At 73.5% G+C, this 26,799-nt stretch carries 22 protein-coding genes, 2 pseudogenes and 1 riboswitch; of the genes and pseudogenes, 8 read left to right on the top strand and 16 right to left on the bottom strand.

What is annotated here, in order from left to right; genetic code table 11:
* Positions 1–93 precede the first annotated feature (93 nt).
* The 4 genes and pseudogenes from AC2RP6_RS09495 to AC2RP6_RS09480 all read left to right on the top strand — a co-directional run.
* On the top strand, positions 94–2,295 hold the full coding sequence (locus tag AC2RP6_RS09495) for a phage holin family protein (RefSeq protein ID WP_486445811.1): 2,202 nt from the start codon (positions 94–96) through the stop codon (positions 2,293–2,295).
* 75 nt (positions 2,296–2,370) lie between these two features.
* Positions 2,371–3,744 (top strand): amino acid permease, encoded by a 1,374-nt coding sequence (locus tag AC2RP6_RS09490; protein ID WP_486445810.1) that lies wholly within the window; start codon positions 2,371–2,373, stop codon positions 3,742–3,744.
* Between the two features lie 54 nt (positions 3,745–3,798).
* A complete protein-coding gene (locus AC2RP6_RS09485; protein WP_486445809.1) occupies positions 3,799–4,233 on the top strand; it encodes an SRPBCC family protein in 435 nt (144 codons plus the stop codon).
* A pseudogene (locus tag AC2RP6_RS09480) lies at positions 4,202–4,575 on the top strand (DUF2201 family putative metallopeptidase); the annotation flags it as partial. The gene AC2RP6_RS09485 and the pseudogene AC2RP6_RS09480, both read left to right, overlap by 32 nt.
* A gap of 6 nt (positions 4,576–4,581) precedes the next feature.
* Here AC2RP6_RS09480 and AC2RP6_RS09475 read toward each other — a convergent pair.
* From AC2RP6_RS09475 to AC2RP6_RS09465, 3 genes are all read right to left on the bottom strand, one after another.
* Positions 4,582–4,941 carry a hypothetical protein gene (locus AC2RP6_RS09475; RefSeq protein ID WP_486445808.1) on the bottom strand — a complete coding sequence of 120 codons (360 nt, stop codon included), beginning with the start codon at positions 4,939–4,941 and terminating at the stop codon, positions 4,582–4,584.
* Between the two features lie 95 nt (positions 4,942–5,036).
* On the bottom strand, positions 5,037–6,632 hold the full coding sequence (locus AC2RP6_RS09470) for an RNA polymerase sigma factor (RefSeq protein WP_486445807.1): 1,596 nt from the start codon (positions 6,630–6,632) through the stop codon (positions 5,037–5,039).
* 215 nt (positions 6,633–6,847) lie between these two features.
* Positions 6,848–7,609: a methyltransferase domain-containing protein gene (locus tag AC2RP6_RS09465; RefSeq protein WP_486445806.1), complete on the bottom strand. Its 762-nt coding sequence runs from the start codon at positions 7,607–7,609 to the stop codon at positions 6,848–6,850.
* A gap of 57 nt (positions 7,610–7,666) precedes the next feature.
* Positions 7,667–7,769: riboswitch (ZMP/ZTP riboswitch) on the top strand.
* A gap of 72 nt (positions 7,770–7,841) precedes the next feature.
* Here AC2RP6_RS09465 and AC2RP6_RS09460 point away from each other — a divergent pair.
* On the top strand, positions 7,842–8,687 hold the full coding sequence (locus tag AC2RP6_RS09460) for a bifunctional 5,10-methylenetetrahydrofolate dehydrogenase/5,10-methenyltetrahydrofolate cyclohydrolase (RefSeq protein WP_486450271.1): 846 nt from the start codon (positions 7,842–7,844) through the stop codon (positions 8,685–8,687).
* Positions 8,688–8,776: 89 nt separating this feature from the next.
* Here AC2RP6_RS09460 and AC2RP6_RS09455 read toward each other — a convergent pair whose 3' ends face one another.
* Genes AC2RP6_RS09455 through AC2RP6_RS09440 form a run of 4 tightly spaced genes read right to left on the bottom strand, consistent with a single transcriptional unit; the run spans position 8,777 to position 13,110 of the window.
* The gene (locus tag AC2RP6_RS09455; protein ID WP_486445805.1) at positions 8,777–9,922 is read right to left on the bottom strand and encodes an MAB_1171c family putative transporter; all 1,146 of its coding nucleotides are present in this window, start codon (positions 9,920–9,922) and stop codon (positions 8,777–8,779) included.
* Positions 9,919–11,430: an NAD(P)/FAD-dependent oxidoreductase gene (locus tag AC2RP6_RS09450; protein ID WP_486445804.1), complete on the bottom strand. Its 1,512-nt coding sequence runs from the start codon at positions 11,428–11,430 to the stop codon at positions 9,919–9,921. Before AC2RP6_RS09450 ends, AC2RP6_RS09455 begins: the two co-directional genes overlap by 4 nt.
* 16 nt (positions 11,431–11,446) lie before the next feature.
* Entirely contained in the window at positions 11,447–12,082 is a 636-nt protein-coding gene (locus AC2RP6_RS09445; protein ID WP_486445803.1) for a toxin-antitoxin system, toxin component, read from the bottom strand.
* On the bottom strand, positions 12,079–13,110 hold the full coding sequence (locus tag AC2RP6_RS09440; RefSeq protein WP_486445802.1) for a hypothetical protein: 1,032 nt from the start codon (positions 13,108–13,110) through the stop codon (positions 12,079–12,081). The genes AC2RP6_RS09445 and AC2RP6_RS09440 overlap by 4 nt, the downstream gene beginning before the upstream one ends.
* A 259-nt stretch (positions 13,111–13,369) precedes the next feature.
* On the opposite strand from AC2RP6_RS09440, the gene AC2RP6_RS09435 reads away from it, so the two are divergent.
* Entirely contained in the window at positions 13,370–13,786 is a 417-nt protein-coding gene (locus AC2RP6_RS09435) for a hypothetical protein (RefSeq protein ID WP_486445801.1), read from the top strand.
* On the opposite strand, the gene AC2RP6_RS09430 is transcribed toward AC2RP6_RS09435, so the two are convergent.
* Complete coding sequence (locus AC2RP6_RS09430) at positions 13,772–14,566, bottom strand: helix-turn-helix domain-containing protein (protein WP_486445800.1); 795 nt, start codon at positions 14,564–14,566, stop codon at positions 13,772–13,774. The genes AC2RP6_RS09435 and AC2RP6_RS09430 overlap by 15 nt on opposite strands.
* A gap of 47 nt (positions 14,567–14,613) precedes the next feature.
* Positions 14,614–16,413, bottom strand: coding sequence for a hydroxysqualene dehydroxylase (locus AC2RP6_RS09425; protein WP_486445799.1), 1,800 nt, complete (start codon positions 16,411–16,413; stop codon positions 14,614–14,616).
* Between the two features lie 174 nt (positions 16,414–16,587).
* Between AC2RP6_RS09425 and AC2RP6_RS09420 the strand changes: the two genes are divergently transcribed.
* Complete coding sequence (locus AC2RP6_RS09420) at positions 16,588–16,893, top strand: 4a-hydroxytetrahydrobiopterin dehydratase (RefSeq protein ID WP_486445798.1); 306 nt, start codon at positions 16,588–16,590, stop codon at positions 16,891–16,893.
* Positions 16,894–16,922: 29 nt separating this feature from the next.
* Positions 16,923–17,657: a class I SAM-dependent methyltransferase gene (locus AC2RP6_RS09415; RefSeq protein ID WP_486450270.1), complete on the top strand. Its 735-nt coding sequence runs from the start codon at positions 16,923–16,925 to the stop codon at positions 17,655–17,657.
* Positions 17,658–17,870: 213 nt separating this feature from the next.
* On the opposite strand, the pseudogene AC2RP6_RS09410 reads toward AC2RP6_RS09415, so the two are convergent.
* The 7 genes and pseudogenes from AC2RP6_RS09410 to AC2RP6_RS09380 all read right to left on the bottom strand — a co-directional run.
* Positions 17,871–18,104 (bottom strand): annotated as a pseudogene (locus AC2RP6_RS09410) (RICIN domain-containing protein); the annotation flags it as partial.
* 10 nt (positions 18,105–18,114) lie between these two features.
* On the bottom strand, positions 18,115–18,963 hold the full coding sequence (locus AC2RP6_RS09405; protein WP_486445797.1) for an aldo/keto reductase: 849 nt from the start codon (positions 18,961–18,963) through the stop codon (positions 18,115–18,117).
* Between the two features lie 106 nt (positions 18,964–19,069).
* Complete coding sequence (locus AC2RP6_RS09400) at positions 19,070–19,840, bottom strand: ABC transporter ATP-binding protein (RefSeq protein ID WP_486445796.1); 771 nt, start codon at positions 19,838–19,840, stop codon at positions 19,070–19,072.
* Positions 19,837–22,536, bottom strand: a complete 2,700-nt coding sequence (locus AC2RP6_RS09395) for an ABC transporter permease subunit (protein ID WP_486445795.1) — start codon at positions 22,534–22,536, stop codon at positions 19,837–19,839. The genes AC2RP6_RS09400 and AC2RP6_RS09395 overlap by 4 nt, the downstream gene beginning before the upstream one ends.
* Before the next feature lie 9 nt (positions 22,537–22,545).
* On the bottom strand, positions 22,546–23,814 hold the full coding sequence (locus tag AC2RP6_RS09390) for an ABC transporter substrate-binding protein (protein WP_486445794.1): 1,269 nt from the start codon (positions 23,812–23,814) through the stop codon (positions 22,546–22,548).
* A 123-nt stretch (positions 23,815–23,937) separates the two neighbouring features.
* Positions 23,938–25,761, bottom strand: coding sequence for an AMP-dependent synthetase/ligase (locus tag AC2RP6_RS09385; protein ID WP_486445793.1), 1,824 nt, complete (start codon positions 25,759–25,761; stop codon positions 23,938–23,940).
* Positions 25,762–25,902: 141 nt separating this feature from the next.
* Entirely contained in the window at positions 25,903–26,754 is an 852-nt protein-coding gene (locus AC2RP6_RS09380) for a LysR substrate-binding domain-containing protein (RefSeq protein ID WP_486445792.1), read from the bottom strand.
* Positions 26,755–26,799: the final 45 nt, after the last annotated feature.

Here is a 26,799-nt window from a genome sequence, read left to right as displayed (position 1 = left end):
CCCTCCCGTCACCACCCTTCCCGGTCGCCCGGCCGGTCCGCCGCCGCTGTGCGAGCCTGGAGTCGGACGACGAACCCCGGGGGTGGTGGCACGGTGCGGCGACGAAGGTGGCGGACGACGGGCAACGCCCTGGTGCGGGTGCTCATCGTCTGGGCGGTGTCCACCCTCACCATGCTGGCCCTGGCCGGGATCCTGCCGGACTTCCGGCTCCAGTCCGACGACGGCGACAGCATCACGCAGATCGGCCTCACCGCCGCCTGGGGCGCCGGCGCCTTCGGCCTGCTGACCGCCCTGGTCTGGCCCGCGGTCGTCCGGGCCCTGCTGCTCGTCCCGGCCCTCGTGCTCGGGCTGCTCGTCTTCTTCCTGAACGGCTCGCTCCTGCTGCTCGCGCTCCGGCTGATCCCCGACGGGCGGGGTGAGGCGGCACCCGAGACGGCCGTCGTCGTGGCCGCGGTGATGTCGGCGGTGGCCTCGGCGACCTCCACCGCGCTCGCGGTGCGCGACGACGAGGCGTACCGGCGCCGGCTCTACCGGCTCGCCGACCGCCGCCGCCGGCGGCAGGGCCGCGGGGGCGTGCCCCGCACCGGGGCGCCCGCGCCCGGGCTGCTGGTCGTCCAACTCGACGGGGTCGGACACGAGGTGCTGCGCGACGCCTGCAACAGCGCGCTGATGCCCACCGTCGCCGGCTGGCTGGAGCGCGGCCACCGCCTCACGCCCTGGCGCACGGACTGGTCCAGCCAGACCGGCGCCAGCCAGCTCGGCATCCTGCACGGCTCCACCTTCGACGTGCCCGCCTTCCGCTGGTACGAGAAGGAGACCGGCGAGGTGATGGTCTGCAACCGGCCCACCAGCGCCGCGGAACTCCAGCGGCGGGCCGTCGAACGCACCGGGGACGGCGGGCTGCTCACCCTCGACGGGGCCAGCCGCGGCAACCTGTTCAGCGGGGGCGCGGACCAGCTGGCGCTCGTGCTCTCGGTCTCGGCCCGGCGCGGCCGCGCCAACCGGTCCCGCGCGGGCTACTTCGCGTACTTCTCCGATCCGGCGAATGCCGTCCGCACCGCCCTGTCCTTCGTCTCCGACGCGGTCCGGGAGATCGTCCAGTCCCTGCGGGCGCGGATCCGCGGCGACCGGCCCCGGGTCTCGCGCGGCGGGCTCTATCCGCTGATCCGAGCCTTCGCGACCGTCGTCGAGCGGGACGTGGTCGTGGCGGCGGTGATCGGCGACATGCTCGCCGGACGCGCCGTGGTCTACGCCGACCTCGTCGCCTACGACGAGGTCGCGCACCATTCCGGCCCGCGCGGCCGGGACACCGACCAGGTGCTGGAGCGCCTCGACCGCAGCCTCGCGCTGATCGCCCGCGTGGCCGAGCACGCGCCGCGCCCGTACCGGATCGTGCTGCTGTCCGACCACGGCCAGAGCCCGGGAGAGACCTTCCTGGCGCGGTACGGGCTCACCCTGAAGGACCTGGTGCGGGCGGGCTGCGGGCTGCCCGTCTCCCGCAAGGCGGGCCGTACCCGCAGCGGGGCCGAGGCGCGCGCCGCCGTCCTTGCGGCGCTGCACCGGCCGGTGGAGGAGGACGAGGAGGCCCGTCCGGGCCCCGGCTCCGACCCGGTGGTGCTGGCCTCCGGCAACCTCGCCCTGATCTCCTTCCCCGACATCCCCGGCCGGGCCTCCCTGGCCCGCGTCGAGCGCACGCACCCCGCGCTGCTGGCGACCCTGGCGAACCACCCGGGCGTGGGCTTCCTGCTGGTGGACGGCGTGGTGCTGGGCCCGCACGGGGCGCGGGCCCGGCTGGACGTGCCCGGCGAGGCGGAGGAACTGCTCGCCGCCTTCGGTCCCGGCGCGGCCGCGGCCGTACGGCGCACCAACGCCTTCCCGCACGTGGCCGACATCATGGTCAACTCGGCGTACGACCCGGACACGGGCGCGGTGCACGCCTTCGAGGAGCAGATCGGCTCGCACGGCGGACTCGGCGGGGAGCAGGGCCGCCCCTTCCTGATGTGGCCCGCCGAGCTGTCGGACCCGGGGGCGGAGCCGGTCGGCGCGGAGGCGGTGCACCGCGTCCTGCGGCGCTGGCTCAGGGAAGCGGACGGGCCGCAGGTGCCGGTCGCGCCGACGGGGGAGGGGTGGGCGCGGGCGTCGGCGTCCCGCGCGGCGGGGCAGTACGCCGCCGCCCCGCCGGCGGAGGGCGGCCGGGGGGCCTGCGAGGACGGGCCGCAGAATCGCCCGCCGGGCGGCCCCCCGAGCGGAATCTTTCCTTCCGATGGGCTGCCCGCACGGGACGAAACCCGCTGATTTGGTACGACCCGCACGGTGGCCGACCATGTGTCGACCCGCCCACCATGTGAGACGACCCGAGGCGCACCACCGATGACCAGCACCGCAGCCCTACCCGCCGAGGCCACCGCACCCCCCGAGCCGGGCCGCGACCCCCACGCCCGACGCTTCGGCCTCCCCATCGCGACCTGCCTGGTCATGGGCAACATCATCGGCGGCGGGATCTTCCTCCTCCCTGCCTCGGTCGCCCCCTTCGGCACCATCAGCCTCGTCGCGTTCGCGGTGCTCACCCTCGGAGCGATCGCCCTCGCACTCGTCTTCGGGCGCCTCGCCCACCGGCACCCGCAGACCGGCGGCCCGTACGTCTACGCCCGCGCGGCCTTCGGCGACTTCGCCGGCTTCCTCGCCGCCTGGAGCTACTGGATCACCTCCTGGGTGTCGAACGCGGCCCTCGCCGTCGCCTCGGTCGGCTACCTCTGCGTCCTCTTCCCGGCCATCGGCGCGCACCAGTGGTCGATGTGCCTGGCGGCCCTGGCCATGCAGTGGCTGCCCGCGCTCGCCAACCTGGCCGGCACGCGCTACGTGGGTGCCGTCCAACTCGTCGCCACCGTGCTGAAGTTCGCCCCGCTGATGCTGGTCGCCGTGGGCGGCCTGTTCTTCTTCGACCCCGCCAACCTCGGCCCGTTCCAGGCGACCGGACAGAGCCCCGCCGGTGCGCTCTCCGCCTCCGCGGCGATCCTGCTCTTCAGCTACCTCGGCGTCGAGTCGGCCGCCGTCAGCGCCGGTGAGGTCCGCGACCCCGCCCGCAACGTCGGCCGGGCCACGATCCTCGGTACCGCCGGCGCGGCCGCCGTCTACCTGCTCGGCACCCTGTCCGTCTTCGGGCTCGTCGCCCACGACAGCCTGGTATCCTCCGAGGCCCCCTTCACCGACGCCGTCAACGCCATGTTCGGCGGCACCTGGGGCGGCACCCTCGTCGCCTGCGCCGCCGTCGTCTCGATGGCCGGCGCCCTCAACGGCTGGACACTGCTCAGCGCCCAGACCCCGTACGCCGCCGCCAAGGACGGCCTCTTCCCCCGCGCCTTCGAGACGAAGCGGCGCGGCGTCCCGGTCGTCGGCGTCGTCGTCACGACCTCCCTCGCCTCGGCCCTGACCGTCTACAACTACACGGCGGGCTCCGACGGCGTCTTCGAGATCCTGGTCCTCGTCACCACCTTCACCGCGACCGTCCCCTACCTGCTCTCCACCGCCGCGCAGATCTACTTCCTGCTCTCCGGCCAGGGCGAGCGCGTCCGGCGCGGACGCCTGGCCCGCGACGGCGCCCTCGCCGTCCTCGCCTTCGGCTTCTCCCTCTGGCTGGTGGCCGGCTCCGGATACGCCGCCGTCTACCAGGGCGTGCTCTTCCTCTTCGCGGGCGTCGCCGTCTACGCCGTGATGGCCGCACGCAGGCAGCGGACAGCCGCCTGACCTGCGCGGTAGCGTGGAAGGACAGGGCCTTTCAGGGGGCGTGAAAGGGTCGCCATGTCCGCGATCAGGGAAAGCATCGAAATCGACCGGAGTCCCGAAGAGGTCTTCGCCTACCTGTCGGACGCCTCCCACCTGCCCGAGTGGCAGAAGAGCGCCGTGTCCGTCAGGGGCGCCGACCACCCGGCCGTCGGATCGCTCATCGCCGTACGGCGGCGCATCGGCCGCCGCGAGTTCCCGACGACCATGGAAGTCACCGAGTACGACCCGCCCAGGACCTGGCACCTCCACGGCACCGACGGCCCGGTCCGCGGCGACGTCCGCGGCACCGTCGAGCCCCTGGGCGACGGGACGCGCTCCCGGCTGACGCTGAGCCTCGACTTCGAGGGCCACGGCATCGGCAGGGTCCTCGTACCGCTCGTCGTGAAGCCGCACGCGCGCAAGGAGATGCCGCTGAACGAGGAGAAGCTCAAGCACCTCCTCGAAACCTGAACCGTGCGGACGCGCCGGAAACAGGATGCCGGGCGACGTGCGGTGTGACCGGACGATGAACGCCGCCCTGCTCGGCACGGCGCTGGGTGCGGTCGCCTCGTACGCCGAGGCCCGCGCCGTACCGCCCCGGCGCGTGGTGTTCTGCGACGCGGCGGCACCGTGCTCCAGGCGGGCGTCGACCTGCTCCAGCGGGCCGCGGACTTCCCGCCCGGAGCGCCGCTGCTGGTGATCACCGACGGCTGGTGCGACACCCTGCGCATCCGCCGCGAACACGCCTTCCTCGTGCCCCGGGGCGCCACCCTGCCGTTCACCCCCCGGGGCCCGGTCTTCCGCCTGTCCTGACGGCCGTCACGGCCGCTGCCTGCGGCCGAGCCGGTAGACGCCGTAGGTGGTGGCGAGGATGACGTCCACGGCCGCCCAGAGGGCGACCAGCAGCCATATGCCGAGCGCGGTGCCGACGTCCCCCGCGTCGCGGCACACTTGCAGGGCGTCCCCCGTCAGCCCCGCACAGGCCTCGGGGTCGGTGTCGGCGCCGTTCAACGCCGCGATGATCCAGACCAGGAAGAACAACTGCACAGCGAGGAAGACCCAGAAGAAGACCCGGTGCGGCCTCCTCGGGCCGGGAGCGGGGCGCACCGCCGGGCCCTCGGGACGCGGACCCCACGTCGGGGGCTGCGCAGGAGGGGGCGGGAGCGGGGTGTCGGCCATGGGCGGAACCTCCTCACGCCACGATCCCACGGCGCGACGCAGCACGCCCCCGGCCCGCACGTGCGCGGGTCGGGGGCGTGCCGGGGGAGATCGACTCAGTCGAGGTAGTCGCGCAGCACCTGCGAACGCGACGGGTGGCGCAGCTTCGACATGGTCTTCGACTCGATCTGGCGGATGCGCTCACGGGTCACCCCGTAGACGCGGCCGATCTCGTCCAGCGTCTTCGGCTGGCCGTCGTTGAGGCCGTAACGCATGGAGACCACGCCCGCCTCGCGCTCCGACAGGGTGCCCAGGATCGACTGGAGCTGCTCCTGCAGGAACGTGAAGGACACCGCGTCCGCGGGCACGACGGCCTCGGAGTCCTCGATGAGGTCACCGAACTCGCTGTCGCCCTCCTCACCCAGCGGGGTGTGCAGGGAGATCGGCTCGCGGCCGTACTTCTGGACCTCGATGACCTTCTCGGGGGTCATGTCGAGTTCCTTGCCCAGCTCCTCCGGGGTGGGCTCGCGGCCCAGGTCCTGGAGCATCTGGCGCTGCACGCGGGCGAGCTTGTTGATGATCTCGACCATGTGCACGGGGATGCGGATCGTGCGCGACTGGTCGGCCATGGCGCGGGTGATCGCCTGCCGGATCCACCAGGTCGCGTACGTGGAGAACTTGAAGCCCTTGGTGTAGTCGAACTTCTCCACGGCGCGGATCAGGCCGACGTTGCCCTCCTGGATCAGGTCCAGGAAGAGCATGCCGCGGCCGGTGTAGCGCTTGGCGAGGGAGACCACGAGACGGAGGTTGGCCTCCAGCAGGTGGTTCTTCGCACGGCGGCCGTCCTCGACGAGGATCTCCAGCTCGCGCTTGAAGGCGGGCTTGTGGTCCTCCTCCTCTTCGAGCTTGTACTCGGAGAAGAGACCGGCCTCGATGCGCTTGGCGAGCTCGACCTCCTGCTCGGCGTTGAGGAGCGGCACCTTGCCGATGAGCTTGAGGTAGTCCTTGACCGGGTCGGCGGTGGCGCCGGCCACCATGACCGTCTGGGCCGGGGCGTCGTCCTCGTCGTCGTCGGACAGCACGAAGCCCTGGGCGCCGGCCTTGGGAGCCTCCTCCTCGGCCTCGTCGACGAGGTCCTCGGCGGCCCAGTCCTCGCCCTCGACGGCCGGGGTCTCGCCCTCGTCGGAGTCCTTGGCGCTCGTCTTCTTCGCCGCGGCGGTCTTCTTCACGGCGGTCTTCTTGGCGGCGGTCTTCTTGACCGTGCGCTTCTTGGGCTCGGCGGCGGCCTCGGCCGGCGCCGCCTCCGCAGCCGCGGCGGCCGACGGAGCGGATATCGCCGAAGCCGTGGACGTGACCGTGGTGGCCGCGGGGGCGGCCGCGGTCTTGCGCGCACCGATGGGCCGGGGCGCGGCGGTGGCCTTCTTGGCCACCGTACGGGCGGGGGCGGCGGCAGCCTTGCGGGGCTTCTTCGCGGCAGCCTTGGTGGCCGGGGCCGCGCTGACGTGAAGGGCGACACCCTCCTCGTCGAGGACCTGGTTCAGGCTGCGCAGGACCCGCTTCCACTGGTCCACCGGGATGCGGCCGGCCTCGAAGGCCTGGCGCACGTCGTCACCGTTGATGTGACCCTGCTCGCGGCCGCGCTCGACGAGCGCTACCAGGGCCTCGGATTCGGCGATCTCCGGAGGGAACGTACGGGACGGGCTGAGCGACACAAGGAGCCTCTCGTTGCGAACAGATAAGGGGTGGGCGGGACATCATCGCGCGAACTCGGGAAACAGACCCGAGGGGGGTCTGTATTCCGGGCCGCGCGAGGACACCTGTCGGTTCATCGCATGCCCGAGTCGATTCGTTACGCGCTGAATTGAGTGACCTGCGCCACGCTGCGACGGGGCAACCGGATCCGGCGTGGATCCGTCCGCCCTCCGCGTCAGCCCGTTTTGCGGGCTTCGATCAGGAAACGGGCGGTATGCGCGACGAAGGGGCCGTCGTGCTCGATCCGTTCGTGCAGCTCACGCAACCGGTCCCGGTACTGCCCGACCGTGAAGCCCGGCACCATCCAGATCACCTTCCGCAGGAAGTAGATCACGGCCCCGATGTCGTGGAACTCGGTGCGCAGTCGTTCGGAGCGCAGGTCGAGCACCTCCAGTCCCGCCTTCGTGGCGTCCGCGACCGCGTCGTCGGGGTGCCGGGCGCGCCGCACCTCCTCCGGCTGCGGCCCGAGAAAATATTCGACGAGTTCGAAGACGCTCGCCGGGCCGACCTGCTGCGAGAGGTACGTGCCGCCGGGCGCCAGCACCCGGGCGATCTCGTCCCACCAGATCGTCACCGGATGCCGGCTGGTGACCAGCTCGAAGGCGTCGTCGCCGAAGGGCAGGGGCGGCTCGTCGGAGTCCGCGACCACCACCGCGCCCAGCGGGTGCAGCAGTCTCGTCGCCCGCTCGACGTTGGGCGGCCAGGACTCCGTGGCCACCGTGAGCCGGGGCAGGGGGCCGCATCCGGCGAGGACCTCGCCGCCGCCGGTCTGGATGTCCAGGGCGGACCGGACCCGGGCCAGCCGTTCCGCCATCAGACGCTGGTATCCCCAGGAAGGACGCTGCTCGGTGGCGCGGCCGTCGAGCCAGGAGAAGTCCCAGCCGTCCACGGAGACGGACTCCGCCTCGGCGACAAGATGGTCGAAAGTACGCGTCATGCATTGATCGTCGCAGGTCGGGCGCCGGGCGACCACCGGTTTGGTCGACTACAGTGGTCGGCGGGCCGTGACTGGCGTTCGGGTGGATCACCACCGGGGAGCGACCCGGCGTACCTCGGCACTTCCCGTACGTCGACTGCCGCGCGCCTGGGCGAACCGCGATCCGCAGCGACGTTCAGGAGACCCCGTGACGACTGCCCAGACTGCCCCTGCCGCCGGGACCGCCCGGCTGATGGACGGCACCGCCCTCGCCCGCCGCATCTCGGAGCAGACCGCCGCCCTCGCGGCGAAGATCACCGAGCGCACCGGCACCGCGCCCTGCCTGGCGACCGTGCTGGTCGGCGAGGACCCCGCCTCGGTCACCTACGTCCGCATGAAGCAGAACCGCTGCGCCAAGGCCGGCATCACCTCCCGCCACGTGGAGCTGCCCGCGTCGACCACCACGGAGGAGCTGGTCGCGGCGATCACGGCGCTCTCCGAGGACCCGGAGATCAGCGGCATCCTGCTCCAGCACCCCGTCCCGCACCACATCGACGAGCGCGCCGCCTTCGAGGCCATCGCCCCCGGCAAGGACGTCGACGGCGTCACCATGCACTCGTTCGCGGCCATGGGCTTCGGCCTGCCGGGCTTCGTCTCCTGCACCCCGGGCGGCATCATGCGCCTGCTGGCCGAGTACGACGTGGACCTGACCGGCAAGCACGCCGTGGTCGTCGGCCGCAGCGCGATCCTGGGCAAGCCCGCCGGGATGCTGCTGCTGGAGCAGAACGCCACCGTCACCTACTGCCACTCCCGTACGCGGGACCTCTCCGCGCTCGTGCGCCAGGCGGACGTGCTCGTCGCCGCCGTCGGCAAGGCGGAGTTCATCCGGGGCGAGGACATCAAGCCGGGCGCCGTGGTCCTGGACGCCGGCTACAACGAGGGCAACGTCGGCGACGTGCACTTCGCGTCGGCGGCCGAGCGGGCCTCGCTGATCACGCCGGTTCCGGGCGGTGTCGGCCCGATGACCATCGCCGTCCTGCTGGAGCAGACGGTGCGCGCCGCGGCCGCGCAGGCCGGTCTGGACCTCGCGGAGCTCTGATCCGCCCGCCGGCCCCGGCCCGCGCCCGGCCGGCCCCGCTGTCGCGACGCCCCGGACCCCGGTCCGGGGCGTCGCGCGTCCGCCGCCGCTCAGGCGGCGGCGTACGCGCGGAACTCGTGGGCCAGCGCGGTCAGCGGGCGGCGGCCCAGGCGGTGCGGGTCGGGGAGCGGCGCCGGCGCCGGCCCGGATCCGCGGGCGGCGGCCTCCTTGAGGCGGCACGCGGCGGCCACGACGGCGGCGTCCGCGACCGCGCCGGCCCGCGCCTCGTCCAGGCCCCGGCCGCGGGCCGTCTCGTACGCGGCGGCGTGCACCCGGGGGTCGAACCAGCCGGCCAGCGCCAGGATGCCGTCGTCGATGACGGACTCGCGGTGGACGAGCCGGATCGCCACCGGGGACCACCACGCCAGCGGGACGGTCCGGCCCTGCGCCGCGGCGAAGCCGCGCAGCGCCTTCCACAGCGGGCGCAGCCGCCGGTACTCGCTGAAGGCGGTCCAGGTCGCCGACCCGCCGATCAGCGGCACGACGAATCCGGCGCCGAGCAGCAGCGCGGAGGCGGAGGCCAGGGGCGGCGCCACGTCCGTGGACAGGACGACCCAGTCGCGGCCGGCCCAGCGGGCGGCCACCGAGGCCCATTTGGCGGCGAGGTAGGCCAGGTCGAGCAGCCCCGCGAGGACGATCAGGGCCAGCCCGGTGCGCAGCGGACGCAGCGAGCGGTCCGCGCGCGCGAACCACTTGGCGCACAGCCAGGTCAGGGCCGAGGTGCCCAGGGTGTGCGCCACCAGGAAGCAGACGATCATCTCGCGGATCCACGGCGTCGTCGCGTAGTAGGTGTCGAGGTCCCTGAGCCGTTCCACCGGCGCGTCCCCGATCACGAACAGGACGACGATCGCGGCGGTCGCCGTGCCGAACACCGCCGCGGTCAGCCGGGTGGCCCGCCGCACGGCGGCGGGCGGCCCGCCGCGCCACCGCAGGACGAGGACGACGCACAGCCCGGAGAAGACCGTGAGCAGGCCGAACACCAGCGGCGCGGAGAAGTTGACCACGCCGGTACGGCGGTTGACCGCGGCGATCGTCGGCGGCGACGCCAGGAAGGTGATGGGGGCGCCGACGACGAGCAGTGCGCACGCGGTCCGGTTCAGCGGCTGGTCCCAGTCGCGGCGCAGCTTCGGAGCTTTGATCAGCAGGGCCAGGACCATCAAGGAGCCGGGGAGGAGCAGGGGGATCTCGCGGCTCATCGGGCCTGACCGACGGGGTCGGCGGGGCCGACCGGATCGCTTTCCGGACCACTCGCCCCATGGCTTTCCGGACCGCTCGCCGGACGGACGGCACCGGTTCTCGTGCCGGGCGCCGGGGCCAGCCCGGCGACGGCCCGCTCCGCGGCGGTGAGCGGCGGCGCCTTCAGCGCGCCCCGGTCGGACGCACGCGCCACGTGCCAGACCACCGACGGGCGGAGCCAGTGGGTGGGCTCGATGCTCATGGTGAGGACGTTGAACAGGGCGGCGGTGAGCGCCTCGTCGGTGGTGGCGCCCGTCATCAGCCGGTTGACGTAGCCGTTGAGCAGGCCGGTTCCGGCGCGCGGCTTCATCCCGGTGGCGCCCGGATACAGGATGTCCTGCGAGGTGGCGAGCTCCCAGGCGGTGGCGACCTGGGGTGCGATGACGCGCTGCGCCTCGCGGCCGATCCCGGGATGGGCCAGGCCCTTGGCCCGCAGCAGGGTGCGTACGGCCAGCAGGCCCTGGGCTGCGACGGTCATGCCCTGCCCGTAGAGCGGGTTAAAGGTGGCGACGGAGTCGCCGACGGCGAAGAAGCCGTCGGGCAGTTCGGCCTTCTCGAAGTAGACACGACGGTTGGCGGTGCCCTGGGTGACGGCGACGTCCGTGAGGGGCTTGCGGTGCTCCAGGAGCTCGCCGACGATCGGGTCGCGCACGGACTTGGCGAACGCGATGAACGCGTCGGGGTCGCCGGTCGGCTGACCGCCGCGGGTGCCGGACAGCGTGGCCTGCCACTGGCCGTTCTCGATGGGCACGATCGTGGCGGTCTGCCCGGGCACCGGCACCCGGGGGTCGGACTGCACGTTGACGATGGGGAAGCCCATCTCGTGCGCACCGGCCGGGGCCTCGAAGATCCGGGTCGCGTAGACGAGGCCCGAGTCGACCTCGGCCTGCCGGATGCCGCTCACGCCGAGGGCCTGGAGCCAGGTCCGCGCGCGCGATCCGCGGCCGCTGGCGTCGACCACCAGGTCGGCCGTCACCAGCCGGTCCTCTTCCTCGGGGGTGTCGACGCGGACACCGGTGACCCGGGAGGCCGTGCCCTCCAGGCCCCGGACCCGGCTCTGCTGGAGGGTGGTGACCGCGTCGAGGCCGGTGACCCGGGCGCGGACCACGGAGTCCAGGAGGTCGCGGCTGCACGAGATGTTGAACTGCTTCTCGCCGCAGCGCGGGATCCAGCCCTGGGCGGTCTTGGTGACCAGGTCGGTGGGCAGGCTGCGGCGGATCGCGCCGGCCTTCGTCCAGTCGTCGGTGATGCCGGGCAGGATCCGCTCGATGGCGCGGGCACCGCCCGACCACAGCAGATGGGTGTGCCGGGCCTGCGGGAGCCCGCGGCGCGGCGCCGGCCCCTCGGGCAGCGGGTCGGCGTCGATGACGGTGACCGTGGCGTGCTCGGCGAGGACAGCGGCCGCGAGGAGGCCGGCCAGACTGCCGCCTATGACGACGGCGTGGCGGGGCGGGGAGGACTGGTTCATCGTGGCGGGCTCTCTGTCAGGGCCGTGCTGAGGGCATCGGCGTGAGGGATGCGGCGACTGGCTGGTGCTGGTCACGGCGTGGCACGGGGCTTCCCCAGCCGAGTGAGGACTTGATGCGCTCGATCGCCTCGGGGAACTGCTGCTCCCGGGGCGACGGCAGGTGGGACCGCAGGACGTTGCCGAGGTACAGGCCGAAGGTCTCGGCCCGGATCTCCGCCGGGTCCCCCTGGTCGGCGCGGGCGGCGGCCTGGCGGACCACCGCGTCCAGCCCGGCGCCGGGGGCCAGCAGGTCGGCGAGGCTGCCGCGGCGTGCCGCCAGCCGGGCGGCCACCAGCATGCCGGGGCCGACGCTGTCGCAGGTGCCCTCGTCGAGGTGCCACAGTTCGTGGCAGGCGATGACGAGCTGGTGCTCGGGCCGGGTGTGCTGCTCGACGACGATCAGGTCGACGTCGTCCAGCTCCAGCCACAGCCCGCTCGCGGTGTCGGGCGGGAACGAGGTGAAGTGGAAGTCCACCTGCCGCCCTGTGCCGCGCCGTTGGGCATAGGCGGCGCAGAGCGCACCGATGATCTCCCCGACATCGGCCGGTGCCGTCAGGCGTGCGCCCTCCAGCAGTTCGGAGCCCAGCTTGCGCATGGCCCGTGTGGTCCTCATGGTGTTTCTCCCTCGGCGGCGGCGCCCTCGGTCGGCGCCCCGCCCTTCGTGCCGGTGCCCGGAAGTCCGAGCTGCCCCTCGCGCGCGAGGAGGTCGTCCAAGTGGTCGGCCAGTGACTTCCAGCCCTGGGGCGACAGCCGCCCGGCCCGCGTGACGATGCTGCGTACGTCGTGCGCACGCAGCACGGCCAGCATCGGATTCTCCCGCTCCCGTTCCACGCACTCCAGTTCGGCCTCGATCAGCGCGAGCGCCGTGGCCAGCGACTCGGTGTCGTCGGCGAGCAGGAAGCCGCCGTCGACGCCGTAGAAGCGCTGGATCCCCGCGGCCGCGGCGAGGTTCGGCATGCCCTCGCCCTGGGCCAGGCGGGTCAGCGACTGCCCGGACGCGTCGAAGGACCTGGCGATGGCCGTCAGCGAATGGGCCTGGCCGTCCTCCCGGGGCCGGGTCCGCCGCAGGTGCTCGAACCTCTGGTGCACCTGCTCCTTCAGGGGCAGCCTGGGCGGCCTGCCGTCGAGGGTCTGGCGGACGGCCTGGGGCGTGATGCCGGTCAGGTACGAGAGGTGTTCCAGGTCGTCCCGGCCGTCGGAGACGGTGGTGACGGACAGGGCGAGGGCGCGTTCCACCGCGCTCTTGCAGTCGGCCAGCAGGAAACCGGCGTAGACCCCGAAGAACCGCTGCACACCCGCCGCGTGGCCCAGCCGCAGCAGTCCGGTACCCGCGTTGAGGGGGCCGAGGGAGGCGCCGGGGGCGTCGAAGTCGTGGGCGATGGCGGCGAGCGGCCATACCCGGCCGTGCTTGTCGCGGCGGGTCGCGCGCAGCAGCCGGAACCGCTGGTGCACGCGCCGCTCCAGCGGCAGTTCGGCGGCCGTGCCCGCCACCACCGGCGGTATGCGCACGGGTTCGACGCCGGACAGATGACTCAGCCGCCCCACCGCCAGCACCTCGGCCGGGTCCCGGCCGCACCGCTCGGCGAGTGCCCCGACGCGCCGCCAGATCGCGGCGAGGTCGGGTCGGGCGGCGGCTCGCACCGGCTGATTCTCCATATGTCGACAAGGCGTTCGAGTGGATCGGGCTGCGTGAAGCCTAGCCCCCCACCTCGGGCCGAACCACGGGAACCCCAATGTTTCCTGCCGCCCACCTCAAAAAGCGTTGGCATGACCTCCGAGGTAATCGACCCCCGGCGAGGCCGCCCGGCACAGTGGAAGGCGTCGGGTTCCGGGGCCGCGCACTCGGTTCCGGGATCCGGCCCCCACCTGGCCGTTCGACCTCGACGGAGGCTGATTCCCCATGTCCGCGACCCTGCTCGCCGGTTTCGCGCGTACCGCCGTCCCGCAGCTCGCGCTGCGCCGGTTCCTCGCCCTCGACGCCGTCGTCACCACTGCCAACGGCCTCGCCTACGCCGCCTTCTCCGCACCCCTGGGGCGGCTGCTCGGGGTAGGGCCGGGGCTGCTCCTGGCCCTCGGTGTCCTGCTGGCGCTGTACGGTGCGGGCGTGGGGCTGCTGGCCTCGCGCCGCCGGCCGCCGGTGCTCGCCGTGAAGGCCGTCGTCGAGACGAACTACGCCTGGGCGGCGCTGAGCCTGGTAGCGCTCGCCGTGTGGTTCGCGCCCACCTTCGCCGGGACCGTGTGGATCCCGGCGCAGGCCCTCGCCGTCGCCGGTTTCGCCCTCCTCCAGCAGCTCGCCCTGCGCTCAGTCTCCGAGTGAGCGCAGGTACTTCACCGTCGCCGGATCGGCCGGGAGCATCGTCTCGATGGCCAGTTCGGCGACGGTCACGTCCATCGGGGTGTTGAAGGTCGCGATGGACGACACGAAGGACAGCAGGTGGCCGTCGTGCTCGATGACCAGGGGGAGCGCGACGGAGGGGACCGGCTCCTGCGGTCCGCCGTAGCCGGGGCGTTCGACCACCGGATAGGCGCTGACCTCCTCGTACAGCGCGCGCAGCGGCTCGGAACGGACCAGCGCGATCTGGCGCTCCATCTGGGCGAGCAGGTGCCCGCGCCACTGCGCGAGGTTGCGGATCCTGGGGGCCAGGCCCTCGGGGTGCAGGGTGGTGCGCATCGCGTTGAGCGGCGGGGTCAGCAGGTGCTCGGGCAGGCCGTCCAGCAGCATCAGGACGCCCCGGTTGGCGGCGACCACGTCGTACACGGCGTCCACCACCAGCGCCGGATAGGGCTCGTACCCGGTCAGCAGCCGCTCGATGCCCTCGCGCAGGGACTCCATCGACGGGTCGTCCAGCGCGGTCTGCGCGTACCGCGGGGCGTAACCCGCAGCCAGCAGGAGGGAGTTGCGCTTCCGCATGGGGACGTCGAGGCGGTCAGCCAGCCTCAGCACCATCTCCTCGCTCGGCCGGGACCGCCCCGTCTCGATGAAGCTGATGTGCCGGGAGGAGGAGCCGGCGCGGCCCGCCAGCTCCAGCTGGCTGAACCCGCGCCGCTCGCGCCATGTGCGCAGCAGGGCGCCGACCGTGGGTGTCGAGGTGGTCATGCCCCCGACGGTAGCCGAGCCCGCCGGGCCGGGGACCCCCGCCGCGGTCAGCCGACATCGAAGACGTTGCGCAGGCCCAGGCGGTGGCGCCACAGGTCGTGGCGCTTGGCGGACTCCATCTCCGGCGCCCGGTACAGCGGCCGGACGGTGCACCGCCGGGCCGTCGATCCGTCCCGGTCCAGCAGGCTGTTGACCGCCGCGCGGGCCGACGCGTTGGCGCCCTCCATCGTCGCGAGGTCGATGTCGACGGCGACGTAGTCCCCGCTGAGGAAGAAGTTCGGGACGCGGGTGTCCGCGGTCGGCCGGTTGGCGAGGGTGCCGACCGGGTGGATCAGCAGCTCGTCCTCGTTGGTGGGGTTCGGGGTGCCGAGCCCGTCCACCCCGGGGTCCAGGAACCACGAGTGCAGCTTCGCGTCGGACAGCACGGTCCTTCCGGTGTCGTTGAGGGAGGCCTTCAGCTGGGCCCACACTTCGCGCGCCACCTCGTCGCGCGTGCACTGCTTGGCCGTCTTCCCGTACAGGATCCCCGGCCTGTCCCACTCCGAGATGTCCACCGACAGGCAGTCGACGGCCAGCCCGTCGCCGTAGTCGGCGGGGAAGTCCCGCGCCGGCCAGTGCTCGGCCTGCTGGATCGCCGTCAAGGACCAGGGTGAGTCGATGCAGTTGAGATGGCCGTGCACCAGCGGGGCCCGTTCGGTCAGGTAGAACTGGATGCCGGTCATCCAGTCCGTCCGGAGCCGGTCGCAGCGCCCCAGCATGGGGTCGGCGGCCCGCAGCCCCGCGCTCCAGGTGCGCCGGGCGTGCTCGACGGGCAGGGCGCTGACGTAGTGGTCGGCGGACACGGTCCGGCGGGCCCCGTCGGGGCCCTCGACCGCGACGCCGCTGACCCGGCCGCCGGCGTACTGCACCTCCCGTACGGTCCACCCGATCCTGAAGTCCACGCCGAGGGAGCGCAGATGGGCCTCCCACGGGTCGATCCACGCCTCGTTGGTCGGCAGGTCGAGGATCCGGTCCGGCGGGCCGTCCGCCCCGCGGCCCAGCAGGTTGAGGACGAAGGCCTCGCCGAGGGTGCCGACGGTACGGGTGGAGGCCTCCTCCGCCTTGGTCGCCACGATGTTGCGGGTGACGCCGACCGCCAGGATGCGCTGGTACTCGGTCGACATCCGCGCGGCCCGGGTGAACTCCCACCATGGGGTGTGCTCCCAGACCTCGGCCCGCCGTTCGTCGCAGCTGGTGAGGAACACCAGGACGCGGTCGACGAAGTACGCCGTCTCGTGCGGCGGCAGCCGCAGCAGGGTCTGCAGGATGCCGGACAGGGCGCGCCGCACCTCCTCGGGTGTGAGCGCGGCGGGGGAGTGGCCCGGCCAGGGGATCGGGCCGCGCAGGTCCTCGCGGCCCCCGGAGCGCGCGAACATCATCTCCGGCGGGGCCACCAGGTTGTCCCACACGCCGTTGGCGTTGCCCGCGAAAGGGATGCGCCGCATGGTGTCGGGCAGGTTGTGGTAGATGCCGGGGATGAAACGGAAGCCGTGCTCCGCGGGCAGGGGCCTGCGACCGCCCCGGGCGCTGCCCGGCACGTCCATGCTGCGGGCCTTGCCGCCGAGCGCCCGGCGCTCGTACACGGTGACGGCGTAGCCGCGCTCGGCGAGTTCGTGCGCCGCGGTCATCCCCGCCACTCCGCCGCCGAGTACGGCGACGCTCCGGCCGTTCCGCGCGGCCGGCGCTGCGGCCGGGGCCGCGGGTGCGGCGGCCGCCGGAGCCGCCAGACCCGTCAGCGCCGGGGCCGACAAGGCCGCGGCGCCCGTGCCCGCGATGAACGTACGCCTGGAACTCCCGGCGCCGGCCATGGTGATCGCCCCCTCGTTACCGCTGGTAACACTCCGGTCCGGCGCAGGAGCCTAGGGGGCGGCCGCCGGAGGCGGAAGGTGCAGGAGTACCCGGGCGCACTATGGCGCGAAAGGTTCGTTCCGGCGTGCGCTGTGGGAAACTTGACCCGACGTCACGGGAAAAGGAGCCGGTGCATGCCGAGTGAGCCGCTGTCGCAGAAGGAGATCGAGGACCGGTTGCGGGAACTGCCCGGCTGGTCCTTCGAGGACGACCGGATCATCCGCACCTACCGCCTGGGCACGCATTTCGCGGCGAGCGCCCTGGTCGCCCACATCGCCTCCGTCCAGGAGGAGTTGAACCACCACTCCGACCTGACCCTCGGCTACAACACGGTGCGGCTCTCCGTGAACAGCCACGACGCCGGAGGCGTGGTGACGGAGAACGACTTCGCCCTCGCCGAGCGCGTCGAGTCCCTCGCCCCCGCCCACGGCGCGAGCTGATGACCACGCACATACCCCCCGCGAGGACCCTGCTCGACTACGACGCCGAGGCCGAGGTCTACGACGCCTCCCGCGGCGGCATCCCGCGCGCCGAGGCCGCGGCGGCGGCCGTCCTCGGCCTCCTCCCGGCCGAGACGGGCACCCTCCTCGACCTCGGCTGCGGCACGGGCATCGTCACCGCCCGGCTGCGGCGCCCCGGGCTGCGGGTCCTGGGCGCCGACGCCTCCCACGGCATGGCCGGCGCGGCCCTGCGCCGCGGCGTCCCCGTGACCCTCGCCGATGCCGCCCGGCTGCCCGTGCGCTCGGCCTCGCTGGACGCGGTGTGCGCGGTGTGGCTGCTCCACCTGCTGCGGGAGCCGGGACTGGTGCCCGAGGTGATCGCCGAGACCGCCCGGGTGCTGCGCCCCGGCGGCGTCCTGGTCACCACCGTGGACAAGGACTCCGCGCACGACGTCGGCAGCGACATCGACGCCGTCTTCGCCGCGCACCTCACCCCCACCCCCTCCGACGCCTCCGGGGAGGTCGAGGCCCACGCGTCCCGGGCGGGCCTGCGCCCCTCCGGCGAGGCCCGCTTCACCGGCCACGGCCAGGGCCGCACTCCGCGAGGTTCCGCCGAGGCACTGCTCGCGGGGCGGTACGCGTCCCGCGTCGTCCCGCGCGGCATCACCGCCGCCGAGCTGGCGGCCAGGCTGGAACTGCTGCCCGACCAGGACACCCCGCGCGCGGAGCCGACGTACCGCCTGCGGAGCTTCGTACGCCTCTGACGGCCCCTCCGCGTCACTTCTCCACGCCGGTTCCAGCCGCCACCACTGGGACGGGGAGTCGGTGTCCTCGCCCTGCCGGACCCGGCCCTCCCCGTCGGCCTCCAGCGGCAGGCCGCTGATGCAGGCGATCAGCGACACCACACCGGGATCGTCGAGGTGTTCCTCGACGATCCACTCCTGCGCGCCGAAGGCATTGGCCCGCCACACCTGTACCCGGGCGCCGGCGTCCGTCGACGCGTTCGCCACGTCCAGGCGCCGCTCGTTGTCCTCGCTCACCACATGGAAGATCCCGCCGCCACTGTGCACCGGCGCGATCAGCCACCGGCGGGCGGCCGCCGGAGCGGGCGGCCCGTCCGGGCCGACCCGCACCCGGGAGGCGCCCTCCAGCTGGAGCACCAGCCCGCTGTGCACGTTGCGGATCCGGTAGAGCCCTTGGGGAAGGTTCACCCGCCCGGCCTCACACGTCGAATTCGGCCGGGTCCGGCCCGATCCGGCGGCCCGCGGCACCCGCGCCCAGAGCGTCGAGCGCGGCCATCTCGGCGGAGTCCAGCTCGAAGCCGAAGACGTCCAGGTTCTCCCGGATGCGCGCGGGGGTCACCGACTTCGGGATCACGACGTTCCCGTGCTGGAGGTGCCAGCGCAGCACGACCTGCGCGGCGCTGCGCCCGTGCGCCTCGGCGACCGCGGTCACGGCCGGCAGCGTCAGGAGCTCCTTGCCCTGGCCCAGCGGCGACCACGCCTCCGTGACGATCCCGCGGGCGGCGTGCTCGGCGCGCAGCCCGGCCTGCGGGTGCAGCGGGTGCAGCTCGACCTGGTTGACGGCCGGCACCAGCGCACTCTCGGCGGCGATCCGGTCCAGGTCCTCGGTGCGGAAGTTCGACACGCCGACCGCCTTGGCGCGGCCGCCCGCCGCGATCTCCTCGAAGGCCTTCCAGATCGCCACGAAGTCGTCGCGCATCGGGCGCGGCCAGTGGATCAGGTACAGGTCGACGTGGTCGAGACCCAGCTTGGTGAGCGAGTCGTCGAAGGCGCGCAGCACCGCGTCGCGGTCCCACGTCTGCTTCGGGCCGTTCCACAGCTTGGTGGTGACGAACAGTTCCTCGCGCGGCAGCCCGGAGGCGGCGACGGCCTTGCCCGTACCGCGCTCGTTGCCGTAGATCGCGGCCGTGTCGATGCTGCGGTATCCGGCCTCCAGGGCCGTCCCCACGGCGTGCTCCGCCTCCGCGTCCGGCACCTGCCAGACGCCGAAACCGAGCTGGGGCATGAGCGTGCCGTTGTTGAGCTTGATGGCCGGGACCTGGTTCACGTCGGGTCGTTCCCTCACGTCGGCGCGTTGCTGCGCGGTGGTACAGCGTCGTACGAGGGGCGACAACCGGCCCCTCGTGCGGCGTATTCCCGCCAGCGCGGCCCGATCACCCGGTGCCCAGGTACGCCTCCCGCACCAGCGGGTCCGCCCGCACCTCGGCCGGCGTGCCCTCGGCCAGCACCGTGCCGAGGTCCAGGACGACCACCCGTGTGCAGAGGTCCATCACGAAGGCCACGTCGTGCTCGACCAGCAGCACCGCACAGCCGTCCTCCACCGCGAGGCGCTGCACCACCGCCGCGAGCTGCCCCCGTTCGGACGCCGACGTCCCGGACGCCGGTTCGTCCAGCAGCAGCACCCGCGGTGGATCGGCCACCGCGCGCGCCAGCTCGACCATCCGGGCCTGCCCGACCGGCAGCCCGGCCGCGTACGACGTACCCAGCGCGCCGATCCCGCAGTCGGCCAGCACGCGCTCGCCGCGCACCCGGCGGGCCCGCTCCACGGCGCGCCGGGAGGGCAGCGCGAGCAGGTCGGCGGCGGGGCCGCCCCCGCCGCCCCGCCACTCCTGCGCCACCAGCACGTTGTCGGCCACGCTGAGCTGGCCGAACAGCTGCTGGCGCTGGAAGGTACGGCGCATCCCGTGCCGGGCCCGCCAGACCGGGGAGCGGCGCGTGATGTCCGCGCCGTCCAGCAGGACCCGCCCCCGGTCCGGCCGGCGGATCCCCGACAGGACGTCGAAGAGCGTGGTCTTCCCGGCCCCGTTCGGTCCGATCAGCCCGCAGACCTCGCCCGCCCGGATCCCGAGGTCCACCCCGTCCAGTGCCCGGACACCGCCGAAGCGCACACCGACACCGCCCGCGTGGAGCACGTAGCCGCTCATGTCCCCCTCCCCAGGTAGGCCTCGGTGAGCCGGTCGGACTCCACCTCGTCGCGCGGGCCGCACCAGGCCACCCGGCCCCGGGAGAGGTAGGCCACGGTGTCCGCGACGCCCAGGACCCCGGCGGCCTTCTCCTCCACCAGGAGCAGCGCGGTGCCGGCGTCGCGGAGCTCGGTGAGCAGCGCGTACACCTCCTGCGCCACCCGCGGCGCCAGCCCCAGGGAGGGCTCGTCGGCGATCAGCACCGAGGGCGGCCGTTGCAGCAGCGGGGCCAGGGCCAGCATCTGCTGTTCCCCGCCGGACAGCGCGCCCGCGCTCACCGAGCGGCGCTCGGCCAGCCGGGGGAAGCGGTCGTAGACGGCGGCCCGTGCGTCGGGCTCCTTGAGGTACAGGGCCAGGTTCTCCTCGATCGTGAGCGCGGGGAAGATCCCCCGCCCCTCGGGGGCGAGCAGCACTCCGGCCCGCGACCGGCGCACGGGCCCGTCGCCGGTGGCGTCCCGGCCGCCCATCCGTACCTCTCCGCCGGTGACGGGCAGCAGCCCCGCCGCGACCTTGCACGCCGTGCTCTTCCCGGCTCCGTTCGGTCCGAGCACCGCGAGGATCTCGCCGCGCCGCACGGCGAGATCGACCCCGTGCAGCACGAGCCCGCCGTCGTACCCGGCCGTCACTCCGCGCAGTTCGAGCGCGGGCCCGTCCGGCCCGGCGGCGGCCGGGGCGCCGGATGCGGGGCGCATCCCGGCTCCCGGCAGCGGTGGTGCGGGGGAGCGCCCCGAGGGCCCCGCGGGGGCGGCGGCGGCCCGCCGCCGCGCCCGCCGCACCGGCACGGCCGCGCAGTACCCGTCCGGGTCGTTGGCCAGGGCCAGCCCGGCCAGGCCGAACAGGATCACCGGCAGGTGCGCGGACTCCGTCACCCAGTCGGACAGCAGCCGCGGGGCCACGGCGTACACCAGCCCGGCCACCACCGCGTACTGCGGGCGCCGAACTCCCGCCGCCACCACGACCGCCAGCCACACCAGGCCCGTCATCGTCGTGAAGTCCGTCGCCGTGATCCGGGTGTTGTACGAGGCGTACAGCACGCCCCCGAAGCCGGCCAGACCCGCCGACAGCGTAAACAGCAGCAGCTTGGTGCGCAGGACGGACACCCCGGAGGCGACGGCCGCCGCGGGGGCCGAGCGCACCGCGAGCATCGCCCGTCCCGACGGGGACCCGCGCAGCGCCGTCAGACCGGCGGCGACCAGCGCGACCAGCACCACCAGGGCCACCCCCAGGGCCCGGTCGTCGGACAGGTCGACCGGCCCGGCCGCCGGCTGCGGGACCGACCAGCCCGTGTCGCCGTTGCGCAGCCACCGCAGCTGGAACAGCACCTGGTCGGCCAGGAACGCCAGGGCCAGCGTGGCCAGCGCCAGCGACCTGCCGCCCAGCCGCAGGGCGGGCAGCGCCACCAGCGCCCCCAGCAGTGCCGCCGCGCACGTACCCACCGCCAGCGCGGCCACGAAGGGCCAGCCCCGGCTCATCAGCAGACCGGCCACGAGCGCGGCCCCCGTCACGAAGGTGCCCTGGGCCAGGGACACCATCGCCCCCAGCCCGGTCACCACGGTGAAGGACATGAACACCAGTGCCACGGCCAGCCCCTGGGCCAGCAGCCCGCTCCAGAAGGGGGTCGTCACCGTGTAGAGGGCGACGCACAGCAGCCCGGCGCCCGCTGCCCACCCGCCCCACCGCCGTCCCCAGGAGGCCCCGGCCAGATGGTCCGCCGGCGGGGCCTCCACGGCCGCGACCCCCGCCGTCCGCGATCCGCGGGTCAGCACCAGCAGCCCGCCGAACAGGATCAGGAAGGGCACCGCCGTACGGAAACCGGTGACGGACTCGGCGAAGGAGGCGTACCCCGCCACCAGGTTCTGCAGGACCCCCAGCCCCAGCCCGCCCGCGAAGGCGAGCGGCACGGACGCGAACCGTCCGATGACGGCCGCCGTGGCCGAGACGAACAGGAACAGGGTGAAGTCGTGGGCCGACAGCCCCAGCAGCGGGGTCGCCAGGACCCCCGCCAGGCCGGCCAGCACCGACGCGATCATCCACGCCACCGACGACAGCCGGTCGGCGCTGATGCCGCGCAGCTCGGTCAGCGAGCGGTCGTCGACGGCCGCCCGCAGCAGCAGGCCGGTCCGGGTGTGCCGCATCAACACCCACAGGGCCACCGCCACCAGCGCCGTGACCACCCAGGTGATCAGCTGGTCGGAGTCGATGCCGACCCCGTCCATGAGCTGCCAGGACTTCGCCGGGCTCGGTCCCACCCCCGGCAGCCCGAACCGGTTCTCCGCCGGCTTCACCGGGGCGCCCGCGTCCGCCAGCAGCTCGACCGCCCACAGCCCGGCGGCGGGCAGTGCCACCAGCAGCCCGATGGTCGCCACGATCTGCGCCGTCTCGCCGACCCGCGCGAGCCGCCGGAACATCAGCCGGTCCAGCCCCCAGCCGAGGCCGGGCGCGAGGACGCACACCACCAGCAGCGCGGCCGGGACGGCCGGCCAGCCCAGCCCGGAGTGCAGCTCGTAGAAGGTGAGCGCGCACACGTAGGCGGTGGCCCCGTGCGCGAAGTTGAACAGTCCGGACGCCGAGTACGACAGCACCAGCCCGGTGGCGAGCAGCGCGTACAGGGCGCCGGAGACCAGACCGCTCAGGACGAAGACGAGCAGATCCCCCATGCCGCGGCCCTACTTGAAGGGGATGGGCTCGTGGCACGTGAACGGGACGGAGACCTCGTACGCGCCGTTCTTCAGCTGCACCAGCGCCCCGCAGCCGAAGCTGTCCCTCTGCCCCTTGGGCAGTGCGCGGTCGCCGACGAGCGTGCCGGTGTCGGAGAAGCCCTGCGCGGCGGCCTGGAAGGACTCGACGGTCAGGTCCTTGCCGGCCTTCTGCGCGATGGACAGGAAGAGGTCGGCCGACATGTAGCCGGTGAGCATGTGCATGCTCAACGGGACGTCCTTGCCGCCCGCGGCCGCCTTGATGTCGGCCCTGAACTGCGCCATCTTCGGATCGTCCGACTCGAACGGCTGGAACTGCAGCAGCACGTGGACCCCGTCGAGGGCCTGCCGGGTGGCGTCCTGGGTGAGCAGCCCGGGGTCGTAGTCGGTGGGGTCGGAGAGCAGCCCCTGGTACCCGCCGCGCTTGAGCGCGGTGAAGAGGCCGATGTTGTTCGGCGTCTGCATGACGGACACCACCGCGTCCGGGGCCTTGCCGTCGTTGCTGGAAAGGATCTCCTTCACGTACGCGGACCAGTCGCTGGGGACGGCCGTGCCGGGCACGGAGGCCTTGGCGTAGGCGACTTTGAAGCCGGCGCCGGCGAAGCCCTGCTGGAAGGTCCGGATGCCGAACTTCCCTGCGTCGCTGTCGTTCGCGATGACCGCGACCGACTTGCCCTGCGCCCCGCCGAGGATACGGGCGATGCCCTCGGGCCAGGTCTGGTTCAGGGTGCCGCCGGGGCTGGGCACCAGGCAGCCGTTGAAGCCGTAGATGTGCCGGGGTCCGCAGAAGGAGGGCAGGGTGCCCCAGCCGAAGGTGGGCACCTTCTCCCGCTCCAGGAAGTCGGCGCCGGAGAAGGTCACCGAGCTCATCGGGGACACGGCGAAGACCTTGTCCTGCTGGACGAGCTTGCGGGCGGCCGCCAGGTTCTTCGCGGGGTCCTGGCCGTCGTCCTCCGCCCCCAGGTACTCGATCGTGCGGCCGTTGACGCCGCCCTCGGCGTTGGCCCTCAGGTACCGGGCCCTGGCGCCGAGGTCGGTGTCCTTCTTGCTGTAGCCGCTGGCGGTGGTCATCGACACGATCCCGCCGACCTTGATCGAGGCGTCCGTCACGCCGCGCGTGTTCCCGGACGCGTCGCCGGGTCCTCCCGGAGAGGTGCCGTCGGTGGCGGCGGAGTTGCAGGCGGAGACGAGGGCAATGGCCGCCGCCGCGGTGGCCAGGGTGCGGATCGGGCGCAACATGTCGGGGATCCCCTCCCGTCGGAATCCCCGCATTCTGTGGGTGACCTGACGGATCGTCAATATCGGTGACCGGCTGAAATGACGAACCGTCAGATCGTTGGGTGAGGTGCGCCGGATCCCCGCTCACGGCCGGTAGAGCGCGGCGACCTCCTTCTCGTACGCCTTCTCGATCGCCCGGCGCTTGAGCTTCAGCGAGGGGGTCAGCAGCCCCCGCTCCTCCGTGAACTGCTCGGCGAGGACCCGGAAGGTGCGGATCGCCTCCGCCTGCGAGACCAGGGTGTTCGCGGCCACCACCGCCCGGCGGACCTCCGCCGTCAGCTCCGGGTCGCTCACCAGGTCCGCGGCCGGCATCTGCGGCCTGCCGCGCATCGACAGCCAGTGCGCTATCCCCTCCATGTCCAGCGTGAGCAGCGCCGCGATGTACGGCCGGTCGTTGCCCACCAGCACGCACTGCGCCACCAGCGGATGCGACCGGACCCGCTCCTCCAGCGCCGCCGGGGCGACGCTCTTGCCGTTGGACGTCACCAGGATGTCCTTCTTGCGCCCGGTGATGACCAGGTAGCCGTCCTCGTCCAGCCGCCCCAGGTCCCCGGTCGCCAGCCATCCGCCCCGCAGCACCGCCTCCGTGGACCGGGGGTCGCCCAGGTACCCGGAGAAGACGTGCCCGCCGTGCAGCCAGACCTCACCGTCGTCCGCGATGTGCACGGTGCTGCCCGGGATCGGCAGGCCCACCGTCCCGTACTTGGTCGCCTCCGGCGGGTTCGCCGTGGCCGCAGCGCAGGACTCGGTCAGCCCGTAGCCCTCGAACACCGTGATCCCGGCACCGTCGAAGAACAGCCCCAGGCGGCGCGACATCGCCGACCCGCCCGACATGGCGTACCGGACCCGCCCGCCCATCGCCTCGCGGACCTTCCCGTACACGAGCTTCTCGAACAGCTGGTGCTCCATCCGCAGCGCAGCCGACGGGCCCGGCCCGGTCCCGAAGGCCTTGCGTTCGCGCGCCTCGGCGTACCGCACGGCCGTCTCCACCGCCCGGTCGAAGGCCCCCGTACGCCCCTCCGACTCGGCCTTGCGGCGGGCGGCGGCGAAGACCTTCTCGAAGACGTGCGGGACGCCCAGCACGAAGGTCGGCCGGAACGCCGCGAGGTCCGGCATCAGCTCGGCCGCCGCCAGCACCGGCTGGTGGCCGAGCTTGACCCGCGCCCGGACGGCCGCCACCTCCACCATCCGCCCGAACACGTGCGCCAGCGGCAGGAAGAGCAGGGTCGACGGCTGCTCGCCCTGCCTGCCCCGGAACACGGACTCCCACCGCGCCACCAGCGTGTCCGTCTCGTACATGAAGTTGGCGTGCGTCAGCACGCACCCCTTGGGGCGGCCGGTGGTCCCCGAGGTGTAGATGACCGTGGCCGTCGCGTCGGGCGTCACCGCGCTGCGATGACGGTGCACGACGTCGTCGGCGACCGAGCGGCCGTCCTCGACGAGCGCGTCCACGGCCCCGGCGTCCAGTTGCCACAGCCGTCTCAGGTGCGGGAGCCGGTCGATGACCGAACCCACCGTCATGGCCTGGTCCTCGTTCTCCACGACACAGGCCGTGCAGTCGGTGTCGTACAGGATCCAGTGCACCTGCTCGGTGGAGGACGTGGGGTAGACCGGTACCGGCTGAGCGCCGATCGCCCACAGGGCGAAGTCGAACAGCGTCCACTCGTACCGGGTACGGGACATCACGGCCACCCGGTCCCCGAACCGCACGCCCTGGGCCAGCAGTCCCTTCGCGAGGGCCACGACCTCGGCCGCCAGCTCGCCGGAGGTCACGTCCCGCCACACCCCGTCGGTCTTCCGGCCCAGGACCACCCGGTCCGGATCCTCCCGGGCGTGCTGGAAGACGACGTCGGCCAGGCCGCCGACGGGCGCGCCCGTGACGACGGGTGGGACGGTGATCTCGCGCAAGGCCCCGCTCCTCTCCGCGCGCCGCGGTGAACGTACCCCAGCGTCAAGGGGGGCGGATCGGCGGCCGGATACCTCCACAAGACCTCCCCAGTGATCACGCCTTTCACGCCGCTGACGTGCGGGTCGTCGCCGCGGGCGGCCTCAGCCGGTGCGCGTGAGCCGGTCCGCGCCCGAGAGGACCGCCGCCGCCAGCGCCTCCGCCGCGGGTGACGCGCGCGGCCCGCGCAGCAGCGCGAACTCCACCGGCCCCAGTTCCGGCAGTCCGCCGACCCGCACCAGGCCCGGCGGGATCAGTCCGCGCGTGTGCGCCATCACGCCCAGGCCGGCCCGGGCGGCCGCCACCAGACCGCTCAGGCTCCCGCTCGTGCACGCGATCCGCCAGGCCCGGCCGTCCCGTTCGAGCACCTCCAGGGCCCGCGCCCGGGTGATGCCCGGCGGCGGGAAGACGATCAGCGGAACCGGTCGCTCGGGATCCACCCGCACTCCCTCCGCGCCGATCCACACCATCCGGTCCCGCCACACCAGCCGGCCCCGCTCGTCGCCCGGCCCGCGCCGCTTCGCCAGCACCAGGTCCAGGCGCCCCGCGTCCAGCCGCTCGTGCAGCGTCCCCGACAGTTCCACCGACAGTTCGAGATCCACCTCGGGGTGCTCGTGCCGGAAACCCTCCAGGATCTCCGGGAGCCGGGACAGCACGAAGTCCTCCGAGGCCCCGAACCGCAGCCGCCCCCGCAGCCGCGTCCCGGTGAAGAAGGCCGCCGCCCGCTCGTGCGCCTCCAGGATCGTCCGCGCGAAACCGAGCATCGCCTCGCCGTCCTCCGTCAGCTCCACGCTGTGCGTGTCGCGCACGAACAGCGGTCGCCCGGCCGCCTCCTCCAGTCGCCGCACGTGCTGGCTCACCGTGGACTGCCGTACGCCGAGACGCCCCGCGGCCTGCGTGAAGCTCAGCGTCTGGGCCACCGTGAGGAACGTCCGCAACTGCACCGGCTCGTACATCCCCCCATCGTAGGGCGGGCCATCGCATTCCGTGATGACAGTGAG

It is taken from the genome of Streptomyces sp. WAC03905, assembly GCF_057371075.1.
This window is presented reverse-complemented; position numbering and strand designations above follow the sequence as displayed.